At 42.2% G+C, this 19,982-nt stretch carries 17 protein-coding genes and 3 pseudogenes; 8 read left to right on the forward strand and 12 right to left on the reverse strand.

The window, feature by feature from the left end:
• Positions 1-78 precede the first annotated feature (78 nt).
• The 6 genes from glmS (at position 79) to GTH24_RS19875 (ending at position 9,790) form a co-directional block, all read left to right on the forward strand.
• Positions 79-1,905 carry a glutamine--fructose-6-phosphate transaminase (isomerizing) gene (gene glmS, locus GTH24_RS19850; RefSeq protein WP_164526885.1) on the forward strand — a complete coding sequence of 609 codons (1,827 nt, stop codon included), beginning with the start codon at positions 79-81 and terminating at the stop codon, positions 1,903-1,905.
• Positions 1,906-2,063: 158 nt separating this feature from the next.
• Positions 2,064-2,885, forward strand: coding sequence for a TnsA endonuclease N-terminal domain-containing protein (locus tag GTH24_RS19855; protein ID WP_001029679.1), 822 nt, complete (start codon positions 2,064-2,066; stop codon positions 2,883-2,885).
• Positions 2,872-4,980 (forward strand): DDE-type integrase/transposase/recombinase, encoded by a 2,109-nt coding sequence (locus GTH24_RS19860; RefSeq protein ID WP_000267723.1) that lies wholly within the window; start codon positions 2,872-2,874, stop codon positions 4,978-4,980. The genes GTH24_RS19855 and GTH24_RS19860 overlap by 14 nt, the downstream gene beginning before the upstream one ends.
• Complete coding sequence (locus GTH24_RS19865) at positions 4,977-6,644, forward strand: AAA family ATPase (protein WP_001276994.1); 1,668 nt, start codon at positions 4,977-4,979, stop codon at positions 6,642-6,644. The genes GTH24_RS19860 and GTH24_RS19865 overlap by 4 nt, the downstream gene beginning before the upstream one ends.
• A 2-nt stretch (positions 6,645-6,646) precedes the next feature.
• Positions 6,647-8,173 (forward strand): TnsD family Tn7-like transposition protein, encoded by a 1,527-nt coding sequence (locus GTH24_RS19870; protein WP_001243518.1) that lies wholly within the window; start codon positions 6,647-6,649, stop codon positions 8,171-8,173.
• Positions 8,174-9,790 carry a Tn7-like element transposition protein TnsE gene (locus tag GTH24_RS19875; RefSeq protein WP_000251879.1) on the forward strand — a complete coding sequence of 539 codons (1,617 nt, stop codon included), beginning with the start codon at positions 8,174-8,176 and terminating at the stop codon, positions 9,788-9,790.
• A gap of 55 nt (positions 9,791-9,845) precedes the next feature.
• On the opposite strand, the pseudogene GTH24_RS19880 reads toward GTH24_RS19875, so the two are convergent.
• The 7 genes and pseudogenes from GTH24_RS19880 to dfrA1 all read right to left on the reverse strand — a co-directional run.
• Positions 9,846-9,998, reverse strand: a pseudogene (locus GTH24_RS19880) (IS256 family transposase); the annotation flags it as partial.
• A gap of 22 nt (positions 9,999-10,020) precedes the next feature.
• Positions 10,021-10,398 (reverse strand): hypothetical protein, encoded by a 378-nt coding sequence (locus GTH24_RS19885; RefSeq protein ID WP_001271300.1) that lies wholly within the window; start codon positions 10,396-10,398, stop codon positions 10,021-10,023.
• Between the two features lie 409 nt (positions 10,399-10,807).
• Positions 10,808-11,179 (reverse strand): hypothetical protein, encoded by a 372-nt coding sequence (locus GTH24_RS19890; protein WP_000119696.1) that lies wholly within the window; start codon positions 11,177-11,179, stop codon positions 10,808-10,810.
• 60 nt (positions 11,180-11,239) lie between these two features.
• Positions 11,240-11,737: a hypothetical protein gene (locus GTH24_RS19895; RefSeq protein ID WP_001444089.1), complete on the reverse strand. Its 498-nt coding sequence runs from the start codon at positions 11,735-11,737 to the stop codon at positions 11,240-11,242.
• Between the two features lie 28 nt (positions 11,738-11,765).
• Positions 11,766-12,601 (reverse strand): annotated as a pseudogene (aadA1, locus tag GTH24_RS19900) (ANT(3'')-Ia family aminoglycoside nucleotidyltransferase AadA1).
• Positions 12,602-12,658: 57 nt separating this feature from the next.
• Positions 12,659-13,183 carry a streptothricin N-acetyltransferase Sat2 gene (sat2, locus tag GTH24_RS19905; RefSeq protein ID WP_000704156.1) on the reverse strand — a complete coding sequence of 175 codons (525 nt, stop codon included), beginning with the start codon at positions 13,181-13,183 and terminating at the stop codon, positions 12,659-12,661.
• A 94-nt stretch (positions 13,184-13,277) separates the two neighbouring features.
• On the reverse strand, positions 13,278-13,751 hold the full coding sequence (dfrA1, locus tag GTH24_RS19910) for a trimethoprim-resistant dihydrofolate reductase DfrA1 (RefSeq protein ID WP_000777554.1): 474 nt from the start codon (positions 13,749-13,751) through the stop codon (positions 13,278-13,280).
• A 331-nt stretch (positions 13,752-14,082) separates the two neighbouring features.
• Between dfrA1 and intI2 the strand changes: the two are divergent.
• Positions 14,083-15,060: pseudogene (gene intI2, locus GTH24_RS22275) on the forward strand (class 2 integron integrase IntI2).
• Between the two features lie 187 nt (positions 15,061-15,247).
• Here intI2 and GTH24_RS19925 read toward each other — a convergent pair.
• The 3 genes from GTH24_RS19925 to GTH24_RS19935 all read right to left on the reverse strand — a co-directional run bounded on the left by GTH24_RS19925 (position 15,248) and on the right by GTH24_RS19935 (position 17,416).
• Positions 15,248-15,487, reverse strand: a complete 240-nt coding sequence (locus GTH24_RS19925; RefSeq protein ID WP_001353740.1) for a BrxA family protein — start codon at positions 15,485-15,487, stop codon at positions 15,248-15,250.
• A gap of 578 nt (positions 15,488-16,065) precedes the next feature.
• Complete coding sequence (locus tag GTH24_RS19930) at positions 16,066-16,515, reverse strand: DUF411 domain-containing protein (protein WP_164526886.1); 450 nt, start codon at positions 16,513-16,515, stop codon at positions 16,066-16,068.
• 493 nt (positions 16,516-17,008) lie between these two features.
• On the reverse strand, positions 17,009-17,416 hold the full coding sequence (locus tag GTH24_RS19935) for a YgiW/YdeI family stress tolerance OB fold protein (protein ID WP_241254101.1): 408 nt from the start codon (positions 17,414-17,416) through the stop codon (positions 17,009-17,011).
• 345 nt (positions 17,417-17,761) lie between these two features.
• Between GTH24_RS19935 and satP the strand changes: the two genes are divergently transcribed.
• Positions 17,762-18,325, forward strand: a complete 564-nt coding sequence (satP, locus tag GTH24_RS19940; protein ID WP_072070516.1) for an acetate uptake transporter — start codon at positions 17,762-17,764, stop codon at positions 18,323-18,325.
• Positions 18,326-18,344: 19 nt separating this feature from the next.
• On the opposite strand, the gene GTH24_RS19945 is transcribed toward satP, so the two are convergent.
• Both GTH24_RS19945 and nagK read right to left on the reverse strand, forming a co-directional pair.
• Positions 18,345-18,929 (reverse strand): rhomboid family intramembrane serine protease, encoded by a 585-nt coding sequence (locus tag GTH24_RS19945; RefSeq protein WP_072070512.1) that lies wholly within the window; start codon positions 18,927-18,929, stop codon positions 18,345-18,347.
• An 87-nt stretch (positions 18,930-19,016) separates the two neighbouring features.
• Entirely contained in the window at positions 19,017-19,928 is a 912-nt protein-coding gene (gene nagK / locus GTH24_RS19950; RefSeq protein WP_115351340.1) for an N-acetylglucosamine kinase, read from the reverse strand.
• Between the last annotated feature and the right edge of the window lie 54 nt (positions 19,929-19,982).

Genomic DNA, 19,982 nt, shown 5'->3' on the forward strand with positions numbered 1-19,982 from the left:
TACAATGGCTTGGGGAACAAACCAATCAGGTATAAGACATCCAAGTGCGAATAAACGCACAGTTTTAGGAATAACACAATGTGTGGAATAGTAGGTGCAGTTGCACAACGCGATATCGCTGAAATCTTAATTGAAGGCTTGCGTCGTTTAGAATACCGTGGATATGACTCTGCGGGGTTAGCTGTTGTTGATAATGACTGCAAAATGACACGTTTGCGTGAAGCTGGCAAAGTACAAATGTTGGCTGATGAAGCGGAAAAAACACAAGTAATTGGTGGCACAGGTATTGCTCATACTCGTTGGGCAACACATGGTGAACCTTGTGAAGATAACGCTCATCCTCATGTATCTGGCACTATTGCTGTGGTACACAATGGTATTATCGAAAACTACCAAGAACTGAAAGCAGAATTAATTAAAAAAGGGTATCAGTTTGCTTCTCAAACAGATACCGAGGTTATTGCTCACTTGGTAAACTGGGAACAGCGCCAAGGCGGCACATTACGTGAAGTCGTACAGCGTGTTATTCCTCAATTACGTGGTGCTTATGGCACTGTAATTATGGATAGTCGCACACCAGAATTATTAGTCGCTGCTCGTTCTGGTAGCCCGCTGGTGGTAGGTCTTGGTGTAGGCGAAAACTTCCTTGCTTCTGACCAATTAGCATTATTGCCAGTGACTCGTCGCTTTATCTACCTTGAAGAAGGCGATATTGTTGAAATCACACGTCGTCATGTCCATATTTTTGATGTGAATGGCGAAGAAGTTAATCGTGATACGATTGAATCTAACGTTCAATATGATGCAGGTGATAAAGGTGTTTATCGCCACTATATGCAAAAAGAGATCTACGAACAGCCTCTGGCGATTAAAAACACCCTTGAAGGCCGTTTAAAATCAGATTCGATTGATCTGAGTGAGCTAGGCCCTAAAGCTGAAGAGATCTTATCTAAAGTTGAACACATTCAAATTGTAGCTTGTGGAACGTCTTATAATGCGGGTATGGTTTCTCGCTACTGGTTTGAGTCTCTAGCAGGTATTCCTTGTGATGTCGAAATAGCATCAGAATATCGCTATCGTAAACCGGCAACTCGCCGTAATAGCTTATTGATCACTTTATCCCAATCGGGTGAAACCGCTGATACGTTAGCTGCGCTACGTTTATCTAAAGAGTTAGGATATTTATCATCGCTGGCGATTTGTAACGTTGCTGGCTCTTCTTTAGTGCGTGAATCTGAATTTGTTTTAATGACTAAAGCGGGTGCTGAAATTGGTGTTGCATCAACTAAAGCGTTCACAACACAGTTAACAGTTCTATTAATGCTGGTGGCATATATGGGACGTATTAAAGGTGTTGCAACATTAGAGCACGACGTTTCAACTGCATTACATGCATTACCAAGCCGTATTGAAAGCATGTTGTCGAAAGATAAAGTGATTGAAGCCTTAGCTGAAGATTTTTCGGAAAAAAGCCATGCTTTATTCTTAGGTCGTGGCGACCAATACCCGATTGCGGTAGAAGGTGCATTAAAGCTAAAAGAGATCTCTTATATTCATGCTGAGGCATATGCTGCTGGCGAATTAAAACACGGTCCATTAGCATTAATTGATGCGGATATGCCCGTTATCATTATTGCGCCAAATAATGAATTATTAGAAAAATTGAAATCTAATATCGAAGAAGTACGAGCTCGTGGTGGTTTACTGTATGTATTTGCTGATCAAGATGCAGGCTTTGAAGAAAACGAAACAATGAAGTTAATTTCTCTGCCTCACGTTGAAGAGCTTATTGCACCAATTTTCTATACCGTACCATTGCAGTTGTTGTCTTATCATGTTGCTTTAATTAAAGGCACCGACGTAGACCAACCTCGTAACTTGGCTAAATCAGTAACGGTTGAATAAGTCATACGTTAATTACGTTATCGTTGTGGGCGGACAATAAAGTCTTAAACTGAACAAAATAGATCTAAACTATGACAATAAAGTCTTAAACTAGACAGAATAGTTGTAAACTGAAATCAGTCCAGTTATGCTGTGAAAAAGCATACTGGACTTTTGTTATGGCTAAAGCAAACTCTTCATTTTCTGAAGTGCAAATTGCCCGTCGTATTAAAGAGGGGCGTGGCCAAGGGCATGGTAAAGACTATATTCCATGGCTAACAGTACAAGAAGTTCCTTCTTCAGGTCGTTCCCACCGTATTTATTCTCATAAGACGGGACGAGTCCATCATTTGCTATCTGACTTAGAGCTTGCTGTTTTTCTCAGTCTTGAGTGGGAGAGCAGCGTGCTAGATATACGCGAGCAGTTCCCCTTATTACCTAGTGATACCAGGCAGATTGCAATAGATAGTGGTATTAAGCATCCTGTTATTCGTGGTGTAGATCAGGTTATGTCTACTGATTTTTTAGTGGACTGCAAAGATGGTCCTTTTGAGCAGTTTGCTATTCAAGTCAAACCTGCAGCAGCCTTACAAGACGAGCGTACCTTAGAAAAACTAGAACTAGAGCGTCGCTATTGGCAGCAAAAGCAAATTCCTTGGTTCATTTTTACTGATAAAGAAATAAATCCCGTAGTAAAAGAAAATATTGAATGGCTTTATTCAGTGAAAACAGAAGAAGTTTCTGCGGAGCTTTTAGCACAACTATCCCCATTGGCCCATATCCTGCAAGAAAAAGGAGATGAAAACATTATCAATGTCTGTAAGCAGGTTGATATTGCTTATGATTTGGAGTTAGGCAAAACATTGAGTGAGATACGAGCCTTAACCGCAAATGGTTTTATTAAGTTCAATATTTATAAGTCTTTCAGGGCAAATAAGTGTGCAGATCTCTGTATTAGCCAAGTAGTGAATATGGAGGAGTTGCGCTATGTGGCAAATTAATGAGGTTGTGCTATTTGATAATGATCCGTATCGCATTTTGGCTATAGAGGATGGCCAAGTTGTCTGGATGCAAATAAGCGCTGATAAAGGAGTTCCACAAGCTAGGGCTGAGTTGTTGCTAATGCAGTATTTAGATGAAGGCCGCTTAGTTAGAACTGATGACCCTTATGTACATCTTGATTTAGAAGAGCCGTCTGTAGATTCTGTCAGCTTCCAGAAGCGCGAGGAGGATTATCGAAAAATTCTTCCTATTATTAATAGTAAGGATCGTTTCGACCCTAAAGTCAGAAGCGAACTCGTTGAGCATGTGGTCCAAGAACATAAGGTTACTAAGGCTACAGTTTATAAGTTGTTACGCCGTTACTGGCAGCGTGGTCAAACGCCTAATGCATTAATTCCTGACTACAAAAACAGCGGTGCACCAGGGGAAAGACGTTCAGCGACAGGAACAGCAAAGATTGGCCGAGCCAGAGAATATGGTAAGGGTGAAGGAACCAAGGTAACGCCCGAGATTGAACGCCTTTTTAGGTTGACCATAGAAAAGCACCTGTTAAATCAAAAAGGTACAAAGACCACCGTTGCCTATAGACGATTTGTGGACTTGTTTGCTCAGTATTTTCCTCGCATTCCCCAAGAGGATTACCCAACACTACGTCAGTTTCGTTATTTTTATGATCGAGAATACCCTAAAGCTCAGCGCTTAAAGTCTAGAGTTAAAGCAGGGGTATATAAAAAAGACGTACGACCCTTAAGTAGTACAGCCACTTCTCAGGCGTTAGGCCCTGGGAGTCGTTATGAGATTGATGCCACGATTGCTGATATTTATTTAGTGGATCATCATGATCGCCAAAAAATCATAGGAAGACCAACGCTTTACATTGTGATTGATGTGTTTAGTCGGATGATCACGGGCTTTTATATCGGCTTTGAAAATCCGTCTTATGTGGTGGCGATGCAGGCTTTTGTAAATGCTTGCTCTGACAAAACGGCCATTTGTGCCCAGCATGATATTGAGATTAGTAGCTCAGACTGGCCGTGTGTAGGTTTGCCAGATGTGTTGCTAGCGGACCGTGGCGAATTAATGAGTCATCAGGTCGAAGCCTTAGTTTCTAGTTTTAATGTGCGAGTGGAAAGTGCTCCACCTAGACGTGGCGATGCTAAAGGCATAGTGGAAAGCACTTTTAGAACACTACAAGCCGAGTTTAAGTCCTTTGCACCTGGCATTGTAGAGGGCAGTCGGATCAAAAGCCATGGTGAAACAGACTATAGGTTAGATGCATCTCTGTCGGTATTTGAGTTCACACAAATTATTTTGCGTACGATCTTATTCAGAAATAACCATCTGGTGATGGATAAATACGATCGAGATGCTGATTTTCCTACAGATTTACCGTCTATTCCTGTCCAGCTATGGCAATGGGGTATGCAGCATCGTACAGGTAGTTTAAGGGCTGTGGAGCAAGAGCAGTTGCGAGTAGCGTTACTGCCTCGCCGAAAGGTCTCTATTTCTTCATTTGGCGTTAATTTGTGGGGTTTGTATTACTCGGGGTCAGAGATTCTGCGTGAGGGTTGGTTGCAGCGGAGCACTGATATAGCTAGACCTCAACATTTAGAAGCGGCTTATGACCCAGTGCTGGTTGATACGATTTATTTGTTTCCGCAAGTTGGCAGCCGTGTATTTTGGCGCTGTAATCTGACGGAACGTAGTCGGCAGTTTAAAGGTCTCTCATTTTGGGAGGTTTGGGATATACAAGCACAAGAAAAACACAATAAAGCCAATGCGAAGCAGGATGAGTTAACTAAACGCAGGGAGCTTGAGGCGTTTATTCAGCAAACCATTCAGAAAGCGAATAAGTTAACGCCCAGTACTACTGAGCCCAAATCAACACGCATTAAGCAGATTAAAACTAATAAAAAAGAAGCCGTGACCTCGGAGCGTAAAAAACGTGCGGAGCATTTGAAGCCAAGCTCTTCAGGTGATGAGGCTAAAGTTATTCCTTTCAACGCAGTGGAAGCGGATGATCAAGAAGATTACAGCCTACCCACATACGTGCCTGAATTATTTCAGGATCCACCAGAAAAGGATGAGTCATGAGTGCTACCCGGATTCAAGCAGTTTATCGTGATACGGGGGTAGAGGCTTATCGTGATAATCCTTTTATCGAGGCCTTACCACCATTACAAGAGTCAGTGAATAGTGCTGCATCACTGAAATCCTCTTTACAGCTTACTTCCTCTGACTTGCAAAAGTCCCGTGTTATCAGAGCTCATACCATTTGTCGTATTCCAGATGACTATTTTCAGCCATTAGGTACGCATTTGCTACTAAGTGAGCGTATTTCGGTCATGATTCGAGGTGGCTACGTAGGCAGAAATCCTAAAACAGGAGATTTACAAAAGCATTTACAAAATGGTTATGAGCGTGTTCAAACGGGAGAGTTGGAGACATTTCGCTTTGAGGAGGCACGATCTACGGCACAAAGCTTATTGTTAATTGGTTGTTCTGGTAGTGGGAAGACGACCTCTCTTCATCGTATTCTAGCCACGTATCCTCAGGTGATTTACCATCGTGAACTCAATGTAGAGCAGGTGGTGTATTTGAAAATAGACTGCTCGCATAATGGTTCGCTAAAAGAAATCTGCTTGAATTTTTTCAGAGCGTTGGATCGAGCCTTGGGCTCGAACTATGAGCGTCGTTATGGCTTAAAACGTCATGGTATAGAAACCATGTTGGCTTTGATGTCGCAAATAGCCAATGCACATGCTTTAGGGTTGTTGGTTATTGATGAAATTCAGCATTTAAGCCGCTCTCGTTCGGGTGGATCTCAAGAGATGCTGAACTTTTTTGTGACGATGGTGAATATTATTGGCGTACCAGTGATGTTGATTGGTACCCCTAAAGCACGAGAGATTTTTGAGGCTGATTTGCGGTCTGCACGTAGAGGGGCAGGGTTTGGAGCTATATTCTGGGATCCTATACAACAAACGCAACGTGGAAAGCCCAATCAAGAGTGGATCGCTTTTACGGATAATCTTTGGCAATTACAGCTTTTACAACGCAAAGATGCGCTGTTATCGGATGAGGTCCGTGATGTGTGGTATGAGCTAAGCCAAGGAGTGATGGACATTGTAGTAAAACTTTTTGTACTCGCTCAGCTCCGTGCGCTAGCTTTAGGCAATGAGCGTATTACCGCTGGTTTATTGCGGCAAGTGTATCAAGATGAGTTAAAGCCTGTGCACCCCATGCTAGAGGCATTACGCTCGGGTATCCCAGAACGCATTGCTCGTTATTCTGATCTAGTCGTTCCCGAGATTGATAAACGGTTAATCCAACTTCAGCTAGATATCGCAGCGATACAAGAACAAACACCAGAAGAAAAAGCCCTTCAAGAGTTAGATACCGAAGATCAGCGTCATTTATATCTGATGCTGAAAGAGGATTACGATTCAAGCCTGTTAATTCCCACTATTAAAAAAGCGTTTAGCCAGAATCCAACGATGACAAGACAAAAGTTACTGCCTCTTGTTTTGCAGTGGTTGATGGAAGGCGAAACGGTAGTGTCAGAACTAGAAAAGCCCTCCAAGAGTAAAAAGGTTTCGGCTATAAAGGTAGTCAAGCCCAGCGACTGGGATAGCTTGCCTGATACGGATTTACGTTATATCTATTCACAACGCCAACCTGAAAAAACCATGCATGAACGGTTAAAAGGGAAAGGGGTAATAGTGGATATGGCGAGCTTATTTAAACAAGCAGGTTAGCCATGAGAAACTTTCCTGTTCCGTACTCGAATGAGCTGATTTATAGCACTATTGCACGGGCAGGCGTTTATCAAGGGATTGTTAGTCCTAAGCAGCTGTTGGATGAGGTGTATGGCAACCGCAAGGTGGTCGCTACCTTAGGTCTGCCCTCGCATTTAGGTGTGATAGCAAGACATCTACATCAAACAGGACGTTACGCTGTTCAGCAGCTTATTTATGAGCATACCTTATTCCCTTTATATGCTCCGTTTGTAGGCAAGGAGCGCCGAGACGAAGCTATTCGGTTAATGGAGTACCAAGCGCAAGGTGCGGTGCATTTAATGCTAGGAGTCGCTGCTTCTAGAGTTAAGAGCGATAACCGCTTTAGATACTGCCCTGATTGCGTTGCTCTTCAGCTAAATAGGTATGGGGAAGCCTTTTGGCAACGAGATTGGTATTTGCCCGCTTTGCCATATTGTCCAAAACACGGTGCTTTAGTCTTCTTTGATAGAGCTGTAGATGATCACCGACATCAATTTTGGGCTTTGGGTCATACTGAGCTGCTTTCAGACTACCCCAAAGACTCCCTATCTCAATTAACAGCACTAGCTGCTTATATAGCCCCTCTGTTAGATGCTCCACGAGCGCAAGAGCTTTCCCCAAGCCTTGAGCAGTGGACGCTGTTTTATCAGCGCTTAGCGCAGGATCTAGGGCTAACCAAAAGCAAGCACATTCGTCATGACTTGGTGGCGGAGAGAGTGAGGCAGACTTTTAGTGATGAGGCACTAGAGAAACTGGATTTAAAGTTGGCAGAGAACAAGGACACGTGTTGGCTGAAAAGTATATTCCGTAAGCATAGAAAAGCCTTTAGTTATTTACAGCATAGTATTGTGTGGCAAGCCTTATTACCAAAACTAACGGTTATAGAAGCGCTACAGCAGGCAAGTGCTCTTACTGAGCACTCTATAACGACAAGACCTGTTAGCCAGTCTGTGCAACCTAACTCTGAAGATTTATCTGTTAAGCATAAAGACTGGCAGCAACTAGTGCATAAATACCAAGGAATTAAGGCGGCAAGACAGTCTTTAGAGGGTGGGGTGCTATACGCTTGGCTTTACCGACATGACAGGGATTGGCTAGTTCACTGGAATCAACAGCATCAACAAGAGCGTCTGGCACCCGCCCCTAGAGTTGATTGGAACCAAAGAGATCGAATTGCTGTACGACAACTATTAAGAATCATAAAGCGTCTAGATAGTAGCCTTGATCACCCAAGAGCGACATCGAGCTGGCTGTTAAAGCAAACTCCTAACGGAACCTCTCTTGCAAAAAATCTACAGAAACTGCCTTTGGTAGCGCTTTGCTTAAAGCGTTACTCAGAGAGTGTGGAAGATTATCAAATTAGACGGATTAGCCAAGCTTTTATTAAGCTTAAACAGGAAGATGTTGAGCTTAGGCGCTGGCGATTATTAAGAAGTGCAACGTTATCTAAAGAGCGGATAACTGAGGAAGCACAAAGATTCTTGGAAATGGTTTATGGGGAAGAGTGAGTGGTTAGGCTAGCTACATTTAATGACAATGTGCAGGTTGTACATATTGGTCATTTATTCCGTAACTCGGGTCATAAGGAGTGGCGTATTTTTGTTTGGTTTAATCCAATGCAAGAACGGAAATGGACTCGATTTACTCATTTGCCTTTATTAAGTCGAGCTAAGGTGGTTAACAGTACAACAAAGCAAATAAATAAGGCGGATCGTGTGATTGAGTTTGAAGCATCGGATCTTCAACGAGCCAAAATAATCGATTTTCCTAATCTCTCGTCCTTTGCTTCCGTACGCAACAAGGATGGAGCGCAGAGTTCATTTATTTACGAAGCTGAAACACCATATAGCAAGACTCGTTATCACATCCCACAGTTAGAGCTAGCTCGGTCATTATTTTTAATTAACTCCTATTTCTGTCGAAGCTGTTTGAGCAGTACCGCTTTACAGCAAGAGTTCGACGTTCAGTATGAGGTTGAGCGAGATCATTTAGAGATAAGGATCTTACCCAGTTCATCGTTTCCTAAAGGGGCGTTAGAGCAGTCGGCCGTAGTGCAGCTTTTGGTTTGGTTGTTTTCGGATCAAGATGTTATGGATTCGTATGAAAGTATTTTTAGGCACTATCAACAAAATAGAGAAATTAAGAACGGCGTTGAAAGCTGGTGCTTTAGCTTTGACCCTCCGCCCATGCAGGGTTGGAAATTACATGTAAAAGGACGTTCTTCTAACGAGGATAAGGATTATTTAGTTGAGGAAATAGTAGGTTTAGAAATCAACGCTATGCTTCCTAGCACAACAGCTATTAGCCATGCCTCTTTTCAGGAAAAGGAGGCAGGTGATGGTAGTACGCAGCACATAGCGGTTTCAACAGAGTCAGTTGTTGATGATGAGCATCTACAGTTGGACGATGAGGAAACAGCCAATATAGACACAGACACACGAGTCATAGAGGCTGAGCCGACATGGATAAGTTTTAGTAGACCTAGTCGAATTGAAAAATCTCGCAGGGCAAGAAAAAGTAGCCAAACTATTTTAGAAAAAGAAGAAGCAACAACAAGTGAAAATAGTAATTTGGTTAGTACTGATGAGCCACACTTAGGTGGTGTCCTAGCAGCGGCAGATGTGGGTGGGAAGCAGGATGCAACCAATTACAACTCTATTTTTGCTAATCGATTTGCTGCTTTTGATGAGCTACTTTCAATTCTAAAAACTAAATTTGCATGTCGGGTGCTTTTTGAAGAAACCTTGGTTTTGCCAAAAGTTGGGCGTAGCCGATTACATCTGTGTAAAGATGGCTCACCAAGAGTGATTAAAGCCGTTGGGGTGCAACGTAATGGCAGTGAATTTGTATTGCTAGAGGTGGATGCATCGGATGGGGTGAAAATGCTTTCTACCAAAGTGTTGAGTGGCGTTGATAGCGAAACATGGCGGAATGATTTTGAAAAGATACGGCGTGGAGTGGTGAAGAGCTCATTGAATTGGCCAAATAGTTTGTTTGATCAATTATATGGACAAGACGGGCATAGAGGGGTGAATCATCCAAAGGGGTTGGGGGAGCTGCAAGTATCGAGAGAGGATATGGAAGGGTGGGCTGAGAGAGTGGTTAGAGAGCAATTTACGCATTAAAGGAATGACTGAAAGAGCCTGTAAACCCTTTTGTGTAAGTGCTTTTGCCGGTCAGTTAAAGGTGGCCATTTAAACGGTCACCAAATTCGATCATAAAACGGTTCATGGCCGGCTTCCAGTTGCGGATCGGCATCGTCCATTTCTTGGTCGCCGCCTGGATAGCCAGGTACACCACCTTCATCGCTGATTCGTCCGTAGGGAACACCTTGAGTTCATATTAATGGAATTTTCTACAAATAGCCTCCGTGGTTTTGAGGGGGGATTACAGACGATCCATAGTAGTAATCCAATGAGTTCTTGAGCGCGGCGACATGTTTGGACGCCTTGGCAAAAATTAGAGCCTGCTTGAAGTGCAGGCGAGCACGTGCTTGGACGATTGATCCATTCGCGGTCAAAAACTCAATCTTGGATGACAGCGTGTCAGGAAATCCAATATCGAAGTCCCGCCCCGTGTCAAAGTAGGGCATTTCATGATCAAAGGACGAAGCTTCCCAGGCCACTTCCCTAATATTCCAGCCGCTAGAAACAAGATTTCGTACGACTTCATCAACTTTTTTGCTTTCCAACTTGTCACAAAGTGCATAGGCAAGAGCTTTGGCGGCAGACACGTGCGTTTCCTCTTAAACATAGGTCGAACGGATACCCGAGGCAAAGCGGAGCATTAGTCCCAAAGCATCTCCGGTAGATCCGGAGGCTCCATACTGAAGGCATGGCATCTTGGGCATTGATATTTGAAACTTCTCTCTAGATAGCAGGGATTTCTTGGCCTTGCCTCATGCTGATAGCTTGTAAATATCACACGATCCTTAGCCCCACAAAGTGAGCATACTCCGTAGCTTTCATTTATAGAAATCGTCGTTAGATTGTCGCAGCATGTGCACGTTCCGACTATTTGCTCAGGAAGCATCGCCATACCTTGGCCTAGGTAAAGAAGATCAGACTCGTAGCCACATCGGTGGCAACTGAGCTTGTACGCAATGCCCATCTGGTTGTCTCACCTGAATCGTAACGTCAGAGCTATTCATCCATCCATTCGGCATCAATGTATGCCACTAAGCCGACCAGCTGACCGTTTGGACTGAAGTATGTTGCCTGCACCCCACTTGACATCTCATCAATACCACCGCACTGCGCTAGGCGCCGGTCCCACTTGCCCACAGAAGCGTCAGGATCGGCTGAGTTCCCCAAGACCCTTGTGAGCCATGCCTCCTTTAACTCAACCTCTCGAATGATTGCGTCGGCCAGCTCCTCCGCGTTATCTAGTTCGACATAGTCTGGAATTCGGACGTACGTTCTGAACACAGCTGGATACTTACTTGGGCGATTGTCATACATGACATCAACAATGTACCCGTTTGTGTAACCGTCTCTTGGAGGTTCGTATGACACTAGTGGTTCCCCTCAGCTTGCGACTAGATGTTGAGGCCTAACATTTTATTAGAGAGCAGGCTAGTTGCTTAGATACATGATCTTCAGGCCGTTATCTGTCAGGGCAAGCGAAAATTGGCCATTTATGACGACCAATGCCCCGCAGAAGCTCCCATCTTTGCCGCCATAGACGCCGCGCCCCCCTTTTGGGGTGTAGAACATCCTTTTGCCAGATGTGGAAAAGAAGTTCGTTGTCCCATTGTTGGCAATGACGTAGTAGCCGGCGAAAGTGCGAGACCCATTTGCGCTATATATAAGCCTACGATTTCCGTTGCGACTATTGTCGTAATTGGATGAACTATTATCGTAGTTGCTCTCAGAGTTGTCGTAATTTGATGGACTATTGTCGTAATTGCTTATGGAGTTGTCGTAGTTGCTTGGAGAAATGTCGTAGTTGGATGGGGAGTAGTCATAGGGAAGACGAGCTTCATCCACTAAAACAATTGGCAGGTCAGCAAGTGCCTGCCCCGATGCCATCGCAAGTACGAGGCTTAGAACCACCTTCAACAGATCGCGCATAGTCTTCCCCAGCTCTCTAACGCTTGAGTTAAGCCGCGCCGCGAAGCGGCGTCGGCTTGAACGAATTGTTAGACATTATTTGCCGACTACCTTGGTGATCTCGCCTTTCACGTAGTGAACAAATTCTTCCAACTGATCTGCGCGCGAGGCCAAGCGATCTTCTTGTCCAAGATAAGCCTGCCTAGCTTCAAGTATGACGGGCTGATACTGGGCCGGCAGGCGCTCCATTGCCCAGTCGGCAGCGACATCCTTCGGCGCGATTTTGCCGGTTACTGCGCTGTACCAAATGCGGGACAACGTAAGCACTACATTTCGCTCATCGCCAGCCCAGTCGGGCGGCGAGTTCCATAGCGTTAAGGTTTCATTTAGCGCCTCAAATAGATCCTGTTCAGGAACCGGATCAAAGAGTTCCTCCGCCGCTGGACCTACCAAGGCAACGCTATGTTCTCTTGCTTTTGTCAGCAAGATAGCCAGATCAATGTCGATCGTGGCTGGCTCGAAGATACCTGCAAGAATGTCATTGCGCTGCCATTCTCCAAATTGCAGTTCGCGCTTAGCTGGATAACGCCACGGAATGATGTCGTCGTGCACAACAATGGTGACTTCTACAGCGCGGAGAATCTCGCTCTCTCCAGGGGAAGCCGAAGTTTCCAAAAGGTCGTTGATCAAAGCTCGCCGCGTTGTTTCATCAAGCCTTACGGTCACCGTAACCAGCAAATCAATATCACTGTGTGGCTTCAGGCCGCCATCCACTGCGGAGCCGTACAAATGTACGGCCAGCAACGTCGGTTCGAGATGGCGCTCGATGACGCCAACTACCTCTGATAGTTGAGTCGATACTTCGGCGATCACCGCTTCCCTCATGATGTTTAACTCCTGAATTAAGCCGCGCCGCGAAGCGGTGTCGGCTTGAATGAATTGTTAGGCGTCATCCTGTGCTCCCGAGAACCAGTACCAGTACATCGCTGTTTCGTTCGAGACTTGAGGTCTAGTTTTATACGTGAACAGGTCAATGCCGCCGAGAGTAAAGCCACATTTTGCGTACAAATTGCAGGCAGGTACATTGTTCGTTTGTGTCTCTAATCGTATGCCAAGGAGCTGTCTGCTTAGTGCCCACTTTTTCGCAAATTCGATGAGACTGTGCGCGACTCCTTTGCCTCGGTGCGTGTGCGACACAACAATGTGTTCGATAGAGGCTAGATCGTTCCATGTTGAGTTGAGTTCAATCTTCCCGACAAGCTCTTGGTCGATGAATGCGCCATAGCAAGCAGAGTCTTCATCAGAGTCATCATCCGAGATGTAATCCTTCCGGTAGGGGCTCACACTTCTGGTAGATAGTTCAAAGCCTTGGTCGGATAGGTGCACATCGAACACTTCACGAACAATGAAATGGTTCTCAGCATCCAATGTTTCCGCCACCTGCTCAGGGATCACCGAAATCTTCATATGACGCCTAACGCCTGGCACAGCGGATCGCAAACCTGGCGCGGCTTTTGGTACAAAAGGCGTGACAGGTTTGCGAATCCGTTGCTGCCACTTGTTAACCCTTTTGCCAGATTTGGTAACTATAATTTATGTTAGAGGCGAAGTCTTGGGTAAAAACTGGCCTAAAATTGCTGGGGATTTCAGGAAAGTAAACATCACCTTCCGGCTCGATGTCTATTGTAGATATATGTAGTGTATCTACTTGATCGATCAGGCTTTTGTATATCTCCCCACCACCTGAAACAATGACATGATCCGTTATTTTCTTTAGGTTGGTTAAAGCATCTTTAATTGATGGAAAGATCAATACGTTCTCATTGTCAGATGTAAAACTTGAACGTGTTACGACCGCATACTTTCGGTTGGGTAATGCTCCCATTGATTCAAAAGTCTTGCGTCCAACCAACAGCCATTGGTTATAGGTAATAGCTTTAAACAGGAGCTGTTCACCTTTGGCACTCCATGGAATATCAGGGCCATTCCCGATAACTCCATTCTTCGATATAGCTACCATTAGTGATAGTTTCACAATTCTTCCTCAGAGGTTAACATTTTATTAGTAAGCATGCTCGTTTTGTCACCCGCTGATGCTTACCGTTAATTAATATAATCACTTGTATTAAATAGACTTTCTTTAAAAATACAAGACACTCTGTTATTACAAATCGTGCATGCCGTCTATCCTGCTTGCACGATGCACATTATCTCACCCAAAGAACTCATAACATTTTAATTTATTTAGCATTAAATTAAAACTCTACCGGTAAACAAGCATCTCTAGGCGTAAAAAACAGGCACTTTTTTAAATCCCAGCTAGAATAGGCTGTATAGGCAGACAGTTGCAAGACAAGGAGCGTTTTATGTCTAACAGTCCATTTTTAAATTCTATACGCACGGATATGCGACAAAAAGGTTATGCGCTGAAAACTGAAAAAACTTACCTGCACTGGATTAAGCGTTTTATTCTGTTTCACAAAAAACGTCATCCTCAGACCATGGGCAGTGAAGAGGTCAGGCTGTTTTTATCCAGCTTAGCAAACAGCAGACATGTAGCCATAAACACGCAGAAAATCGCTTTAAATGCCCTAGCTTTTTTGTACAACAGGTTTTTACAACAGCCGTTGGGCGATATTGATTATATCCCTGCAAGCAAGCCTAGACGGCTACCCTCTGTTATCTCTGCAAATGAAGTGCAACGCATTTTGCAGGTTATGGATACTCGCAACCAAGTTATTTTTACGCTGCTGTATGGTGCAGGTTTGCGCATTAATGAATGCTTGCGTTTGCGGGTTAAAGATTTTGATTTTGATAATGGCTGCATCACTGTGCATGACGGTAAGGGTGGGAAAAGCAGAAACAGCCTACTGCCCACGCGCCTAATCCCAGCAATAAAATAACTCATTGAGCAAGCGCGGCTTATTCAGCAAGACGACAACTTACAAGGCGTAGGGCCATCGCTGCCTTTTGCTTTAGATCACAAATACCCTTCTGCTTATCGACAAGCGGCGTGGATGTTTGTCTTTCCCTCCAGCACGCTCTGCAACCACCCGTATAACGGCAAATTATGCCGCCATCATCTGCATGACTCCGTTGCGCGAAAGGCATTGAAGGCAGCCGTACAAAAAGCAGGCATCGTTAGCAAGCGTGTCACTTGTCATACATTTCGTCACTCGTTTGCTACGCATCTATTACAAGCGGGGCGTGATATTCGCACTGTGCAAGAACTCTTAGGGCATAACGATGTTAAGACCACGCAAATCTATACGCATGTGTTGGGTCAGCATTTTGCCGGCACCACCAGTCCTGCGGATGGACTGATGCTACTTATCAATCAGTAAAAGTAGATAAATATCTTTATGTAGCCCTGAGTAGCCCCTGATACTTTTTATGGTGAAAAAGATAAACAATCATAGAGGGGATAAATATGAGCCAGTTCTACCATTGTTCAGATAAGTTTAAGCAAGATACTGTCAATCACAGTGACCATTCATGGTCATTACACTTCCTCCAGTTGCCAGACAATGCCTAACATAAAAACGCAAAAGCCCAAAAGTCAGAGCTTAGGTGTTCTAGGCGTTTTCTAAGCGCTGAAGAAATACGTCTTACCGTAGATTGCGTGCGTTTCTGAAGCACATTTTCCTTATACATGGCTTTATCCCAGGCAGCTTCATCAAGCTCTTGGAGTAACAAGCCAGTAATAATGCGACACTCTCGGGTTTGTAGCGAGCCGCTGGTGAGATCGGAGTTATAGCGGAAAGGGGTCATTTGTAATTATTTGTGGGTGGAGGATAGTTAACTTATTATTGTAGTTGGAAGAGGCTGCTTTCCAAACATTAGCACCTCGTAATGCTTGTTACTGTATATTAATTTATGCTCTTAGCGCATGTTAATGGGCTATTACAATGCATAATGTCCACATCAAGATAACTGTGGCTTAACACCTGTACAAGCGAAAAAAATCAATCACCTGTCCGGAAATACGGGATCACTGTAAAGTGTTGGTGAGGCAGTCTAGGAGGGGGATTTAATTTGGGATACTGATGAAAGGATTATGATCAGTTGGATATAGGATCGTACTAAGCTGAGCGGCAGGTTAGCTAGATTAGTTAACCAGATAAGTGAAATCTAGTTCCAAACTATTTTGTCATTTTTAATTTTCGTATTAGCTTACGACGCTACACCCAGTTCCCATCTATTTTGTCACTCTTCCCTAAATAATCCTTAAAAACTCCATTTCCACCCCTCCCAGTTCCCAACTATTTTGTCCGCCCACAATCGTTTAAAACCCAGTTAGGCATAACAGTCTAATTGGGTTTTTTTGTTCTTATAAAACAACATTACAGTTAGTTGTAAGACTTAAACAAAGATTGTGTACCTGACTTATCAAAGGCGATAACTTGGTAAGGTTCTTTGTAATCACCTGCATACATACCTAAACTTCCAGCTGGCATACCTGCAACCGCAATACCAGATTTAGATTTATCTACTAAGTCGATATTTTTTAAACTATCGACAGGAATATGTCCAATTAAGTCCTTACCTTGGTAAGTTGCTAAGTGGCAACTTAATAAATTATTTGGCACGCCTGCTTGTTGATATTTTTCCATTAATTGAGTTTCTGAAACAATATTCACTTTGACATTAAAGCCGGCCTCGTTCACACCATCAGCCCATAAAGTACAGCATCCACAACTCTCTGTTTTATAAACTTCCACAACATTATGATTAGAAGCATAAGCTGTACTTGTAAAAGCAGAGATTGCAATAATAGAAGTCAGTAATAACTTTTTCATTGTTCATTCCTTTCATTAAATTGATAGATGAGACAATAATCTTTCCCCCTACAGGAAGGTCAATTTAATAAAGGTATAAACACGTAGAGTTTTGTAAAAGAATATTTATATAAAACAAAGATATAAATAACACTACGTTTATTCTTTTCTTAATGTTTTTAGGCATATTAGTTGATATAAAAAGAAAAAAGCCTGCATAGCAGGCTAAAAATGGAGAAAACAGGGTAAACATAGAGTTAGGATGTAAACGATTATGAGGGTATTTCATTAGTTAAATCACCTCTTGCGAAGAGTGATTGTGCTTTAACTAGTAGTAAGCATAAACCTAAACTTAGCTTGAGGTTAAAGCGGATAAATTTGTATAAGGTATACAATTTTATTGATTGAATTTGAAAGATGAAAAATAAAAACAAAAAAAGCCAATTTATTCAAATGATTGGCTTTTTTAATAAGATATATGGGCTAGCTTTAGATACAAATTATTTGATATTAATTATTTAATAATTGTAATTTGTTTTACATCGATCTCAGTACTTGTCCACTCTTTATCTACTTTACCTTCAATTCTGACGGTATTATCTGGGGTGACTGTTTGTCCGCGCCATCTTTTATTATCAATATCTACATTGATACCGCCGGTGCTATCTTCAAAAACATATAGCTCATCACCAATTTTTTTTGTGATTTTACCCGTTAAAATAACCCACGTGTCATCAGAAAGATCTTTTGCTTTAGCAACCGTGGTTTCACTAATAGAAGGGCCTTTAAATCCACCTTGTTGAGTTGGTGCTTGAATAGAACCTTGAAAACCACCTTGGTGTGTTGTATTTGCTTGAGATGCAAACGCTAACGTACTACCAATTAATAAAACTAGAATTTTTTTCATAACAAGCTCTCTTATAGATTAATAATACAACTAATTATTGTGTGAGATTTTATTTCATTTTCATGTATAAAACCGCATATTAAGGTAAATATCAGTATTAATATATCAACTGATTGATATTACCTTTAAATTATAGGTCTTTATTTCTCTTTGTGTTTTTTATTGATATAAGTATCTATCACTAAATACTTCTTTTCTCTAAGTTAAATCAACTGGTTATTTACCCTTAGTCTCAGTGCTGGCGATTATTCAAAAATATACCCTTCGGGATCATTGTTTTTAGATGTATTACCTCTTATTATCCAGCGCCTTCAAATTTTTTTTAATTTTCCCCTATTATTTTTAGAGGTTTTAGGTTTTATGACTAACGAACGCATTGCCAATCCGGGTCCATTAGGTTTAATGGGTTTTGGTATGACAACGATTTTGTTGAACATACATAATGCCGGTTTTTTCCCTGTTGTCTCTGTCATTATGAGTATGGGAATTTTTTATGGTGGGATCGCACAAGTTATTGCTGGTATTTTTGAGTTCAAAAAAGGTAATACTTTTGGCGCAACCGCATTTACCTCTTATGGTTTCTTTTGGATAACATTAGTGGGAATTTGGTTATTACCCGTAATGGGCTTGAGCGAACCCACAACCCCTGTCTTTTTAGGTGTCTTTTTAGCATTATGGGGAATATTTACCTTTTTCATGTTTATTGGCACATTAAAAGCCAATAGAGCATTACAGTTTGTTTTTTTAAGCCTGACAATTTTATTTGCCCTACTGGCAATAGGAAATATCACTGGTAATGCACTAATTTTAAAAATTGCCGGCTTTGAAGGTATTATTTGTGGCGCCAGTGCTTTTTATCTAGCAATGGCTGAAGTATTAAATGAGATGTATGGCAGAACAATACTGCCAATTGGTCATAAATAACCGCTTTATAAAGAAGTGGCTATTTAGCCACTTCTATTACTTGGCTTTTTCGTCGTACTAATTTTCTTGCACACCATGCATAAAATAATCCTGCAACTACACCTGCAATATGTGATTCAGTCGATACACCTAATTGACCCGGAATTAAACCATAGGCCATTGATCCATAATAAAATAGAACAAAAAGGGCAATGACAATATCGATAATTTTACGTCGAGTAAAAGCGTGAGCAATCAATAAAGACCATAATCCAAAGATCCAGCCACTTGCGCCCACATGAATAGCACTTCGCCCAAAAATCCAAACCAACAAACCACTTACGATAATAATAAATAAGCTTGATAAAACATATTCTCGTAAAGATTGTGTCATGGATAAAAAACTAAGAATAAGAAGAGGAAGTAGATTACTAAAAAGGTGAGACCAAGAGCCATGTACAAAAGGGGCGATAAAGATACCAATTAATCCTTCTCCTGTTCTTGGAATAATTCCCCATTGAAGAAGTGAAATAGGCAATAGAGAGCCAATTAATTGAAGTAGGATTAATGTGATAGTTAATCCACCAAGAAAGGTTAATCTTTTTTTAAACCAAATCTTATCCATAACCATAGCCTTAATACAGAGTGATGTAGATAAAATCGTTTTGATAGAAGAGCTTTTAATAAAAGAAGAAAAGCTCTTTTTTGTTTATCAGTCTAATAAATTAAGGCAAGCAGCTCCACGGGCGCCACCTGCATCACCGTGACGCGCTTTTTCTATTGCTGGAATTTGCGCATTTCCATAGACACAGTGTGAAAGATATTCAGGAAGTTGGTCATACAGTGCATTAAATTGTGATAATCCACCACCAATAACAATCAAATGTGGATCAAGTACAGTAAGAATATTACTAAGGTAAATCGCAAGTACTTTCATATAACGATCAACGTGTTCTTCTGTTTTCTTATCCCCAGCATAATATTGCTCAACGATATCAACAGCTCTTTGTGGTGCATGATTGAAAGCTTTATACATACGTTCAAAGCCTCGGCCTGATAAATAAGTTTCAAAACACGCTTTTTTACCACAACCACAGATAATTTTTGGCATCGTATCGCCTATGACATTATCTGCATCTACATTTAAATTCATATGGCCAATTTCACCAGCAATGCCATTTTTTCCAGAAAGCACTTTACCATCAACAACAAAACCACCGCCGACACCTGTACCTAAAATAAGGCCAAGTACGGAAGGATGATGACGAAATTCAGGATCCCACGCTTCGGATAAGGCAAAACAGTTGGCATCATTTTCAACTTTAACGGGCCTATTGAGTATATGTGCAAGATCATGAACCATAGGTTTGTATTTGGCAGCTGGAACATTGGTGGTAAACACTGTTCCTTCTTTTGCATTTACAATGCCTGGCACACCTACGCCGATTTTTCCTTTGCATCCTAATTCGTTGTCAGCTTCTAAAGTTAGTTCCTTAAAAACATTCAATAATGCCTGATAGTCATTTTTAGGTGTAGGAACACGTTTTTGCCATACTTGAGTTAGATCTTTATCAAAAACGGCAAGCTCAATTTTTGTGCCGCCCATATCAAAACCATAATACATATCAGTCTCTTAATTATTCTGTAAATATTATTTATAGTAACAACAAGATTGTTG

This window comes from Proteus vulgaris (assembly GCF_011045815.1).
GTDB classification, from domain to species: domain Bacteria; phylum Pseudomonadota; class Gammaproteobacteria; order Enterobacterales; family Enterobacteriaceae; genus Proteus; species Proteus vulgaris_B.

Excerpts from the sequence above, each read along its gene's own strand:
- glmS (WP_164526885.1), top strand. The coding sequence starts at position 79 with ATGTGTGGAATAGTAGGTGCAGTTGCACAACGCGATATCGCTGAAATC.
- GTH24_RS19855 (WP_001029679.1), top strand. The coding sequence starts at position 2,064 with ATGGCTAAAGCAAACTCTTCATTTTCTGAAGTGCAAATTGCCCGTCGT.
- GTH24_RS19860 (WP_000267723.1), top strand. The coding sequence starts at position 2,872 with ATGTGGCAAATTAATGAGGTTGTGCTATTTGATAATGATCCGTATCGC.
- GTH24_RS19865 (WP_001276994.1), top strand. The coding sequence starts at position 4,977 with ATGAGTGCTACCCGGATTCAAGCAGTTTATCGTGATACGGGGGTAGAG.
- GTH24_RS19870 (WP_001243518.1), top strand. The coding sequence starts at position 6,647 with ATGAGAAACTTTCCTGTTCCGTACTCGAATGAGCTGATTTATAGCACT.
- GTH24_RS19895 (WP_001444089.1), bottom strand. The coding sequence starts at position 11,737 with ATGCGCGATCTGTTGAAGGTGGTTCTAAGCCTCGTACTTGCGATGGCA.
- sat2 (WP_000704156.1), bottom strand. The coding sequence starts at position 13,183 with ATGAAGATTTCGGTGATCCCTGAGCAGGTGGCGGAAACATTGGATGCT.
- GTH24_RS19925 (WP_001353740.1), bottom strand. The coding sequence starts at position 15,487 with ATGACCCCTTTCCGCTATAACTCCGATCTCACCAGCGGCTCGCTACAA.
- GTH24_RS19930 (WP_164526886.1), bottom strand. The coding sequence starts at position 16,515 with ATGAAAAAGTTATTACTGACTTCTATTATTGCAATCTCTGCTTTTACA.
- satP (WP_072070516.1), top strand. The coding sequence starts at position 17,762 with ATGACTAACGAACGCATTGCCAATCCGGGTCCATTAGGTTTAATGGGT.
- GTH24_RS19945 (WP_072070512.1), bottom strand. The coding sequence starts at position 18,929 with ATGGATAAGATTTGGTTTAAAAAAAGATTAACCTTTCTTGGTGGATTA.
- nagK (WP_115351340.1), bottom strand. The coding sequence starts at position 19,928 with ATGTATTATGGTTTTGATATGGGCGGCACAAAAATTGAGCTTGCCGTT.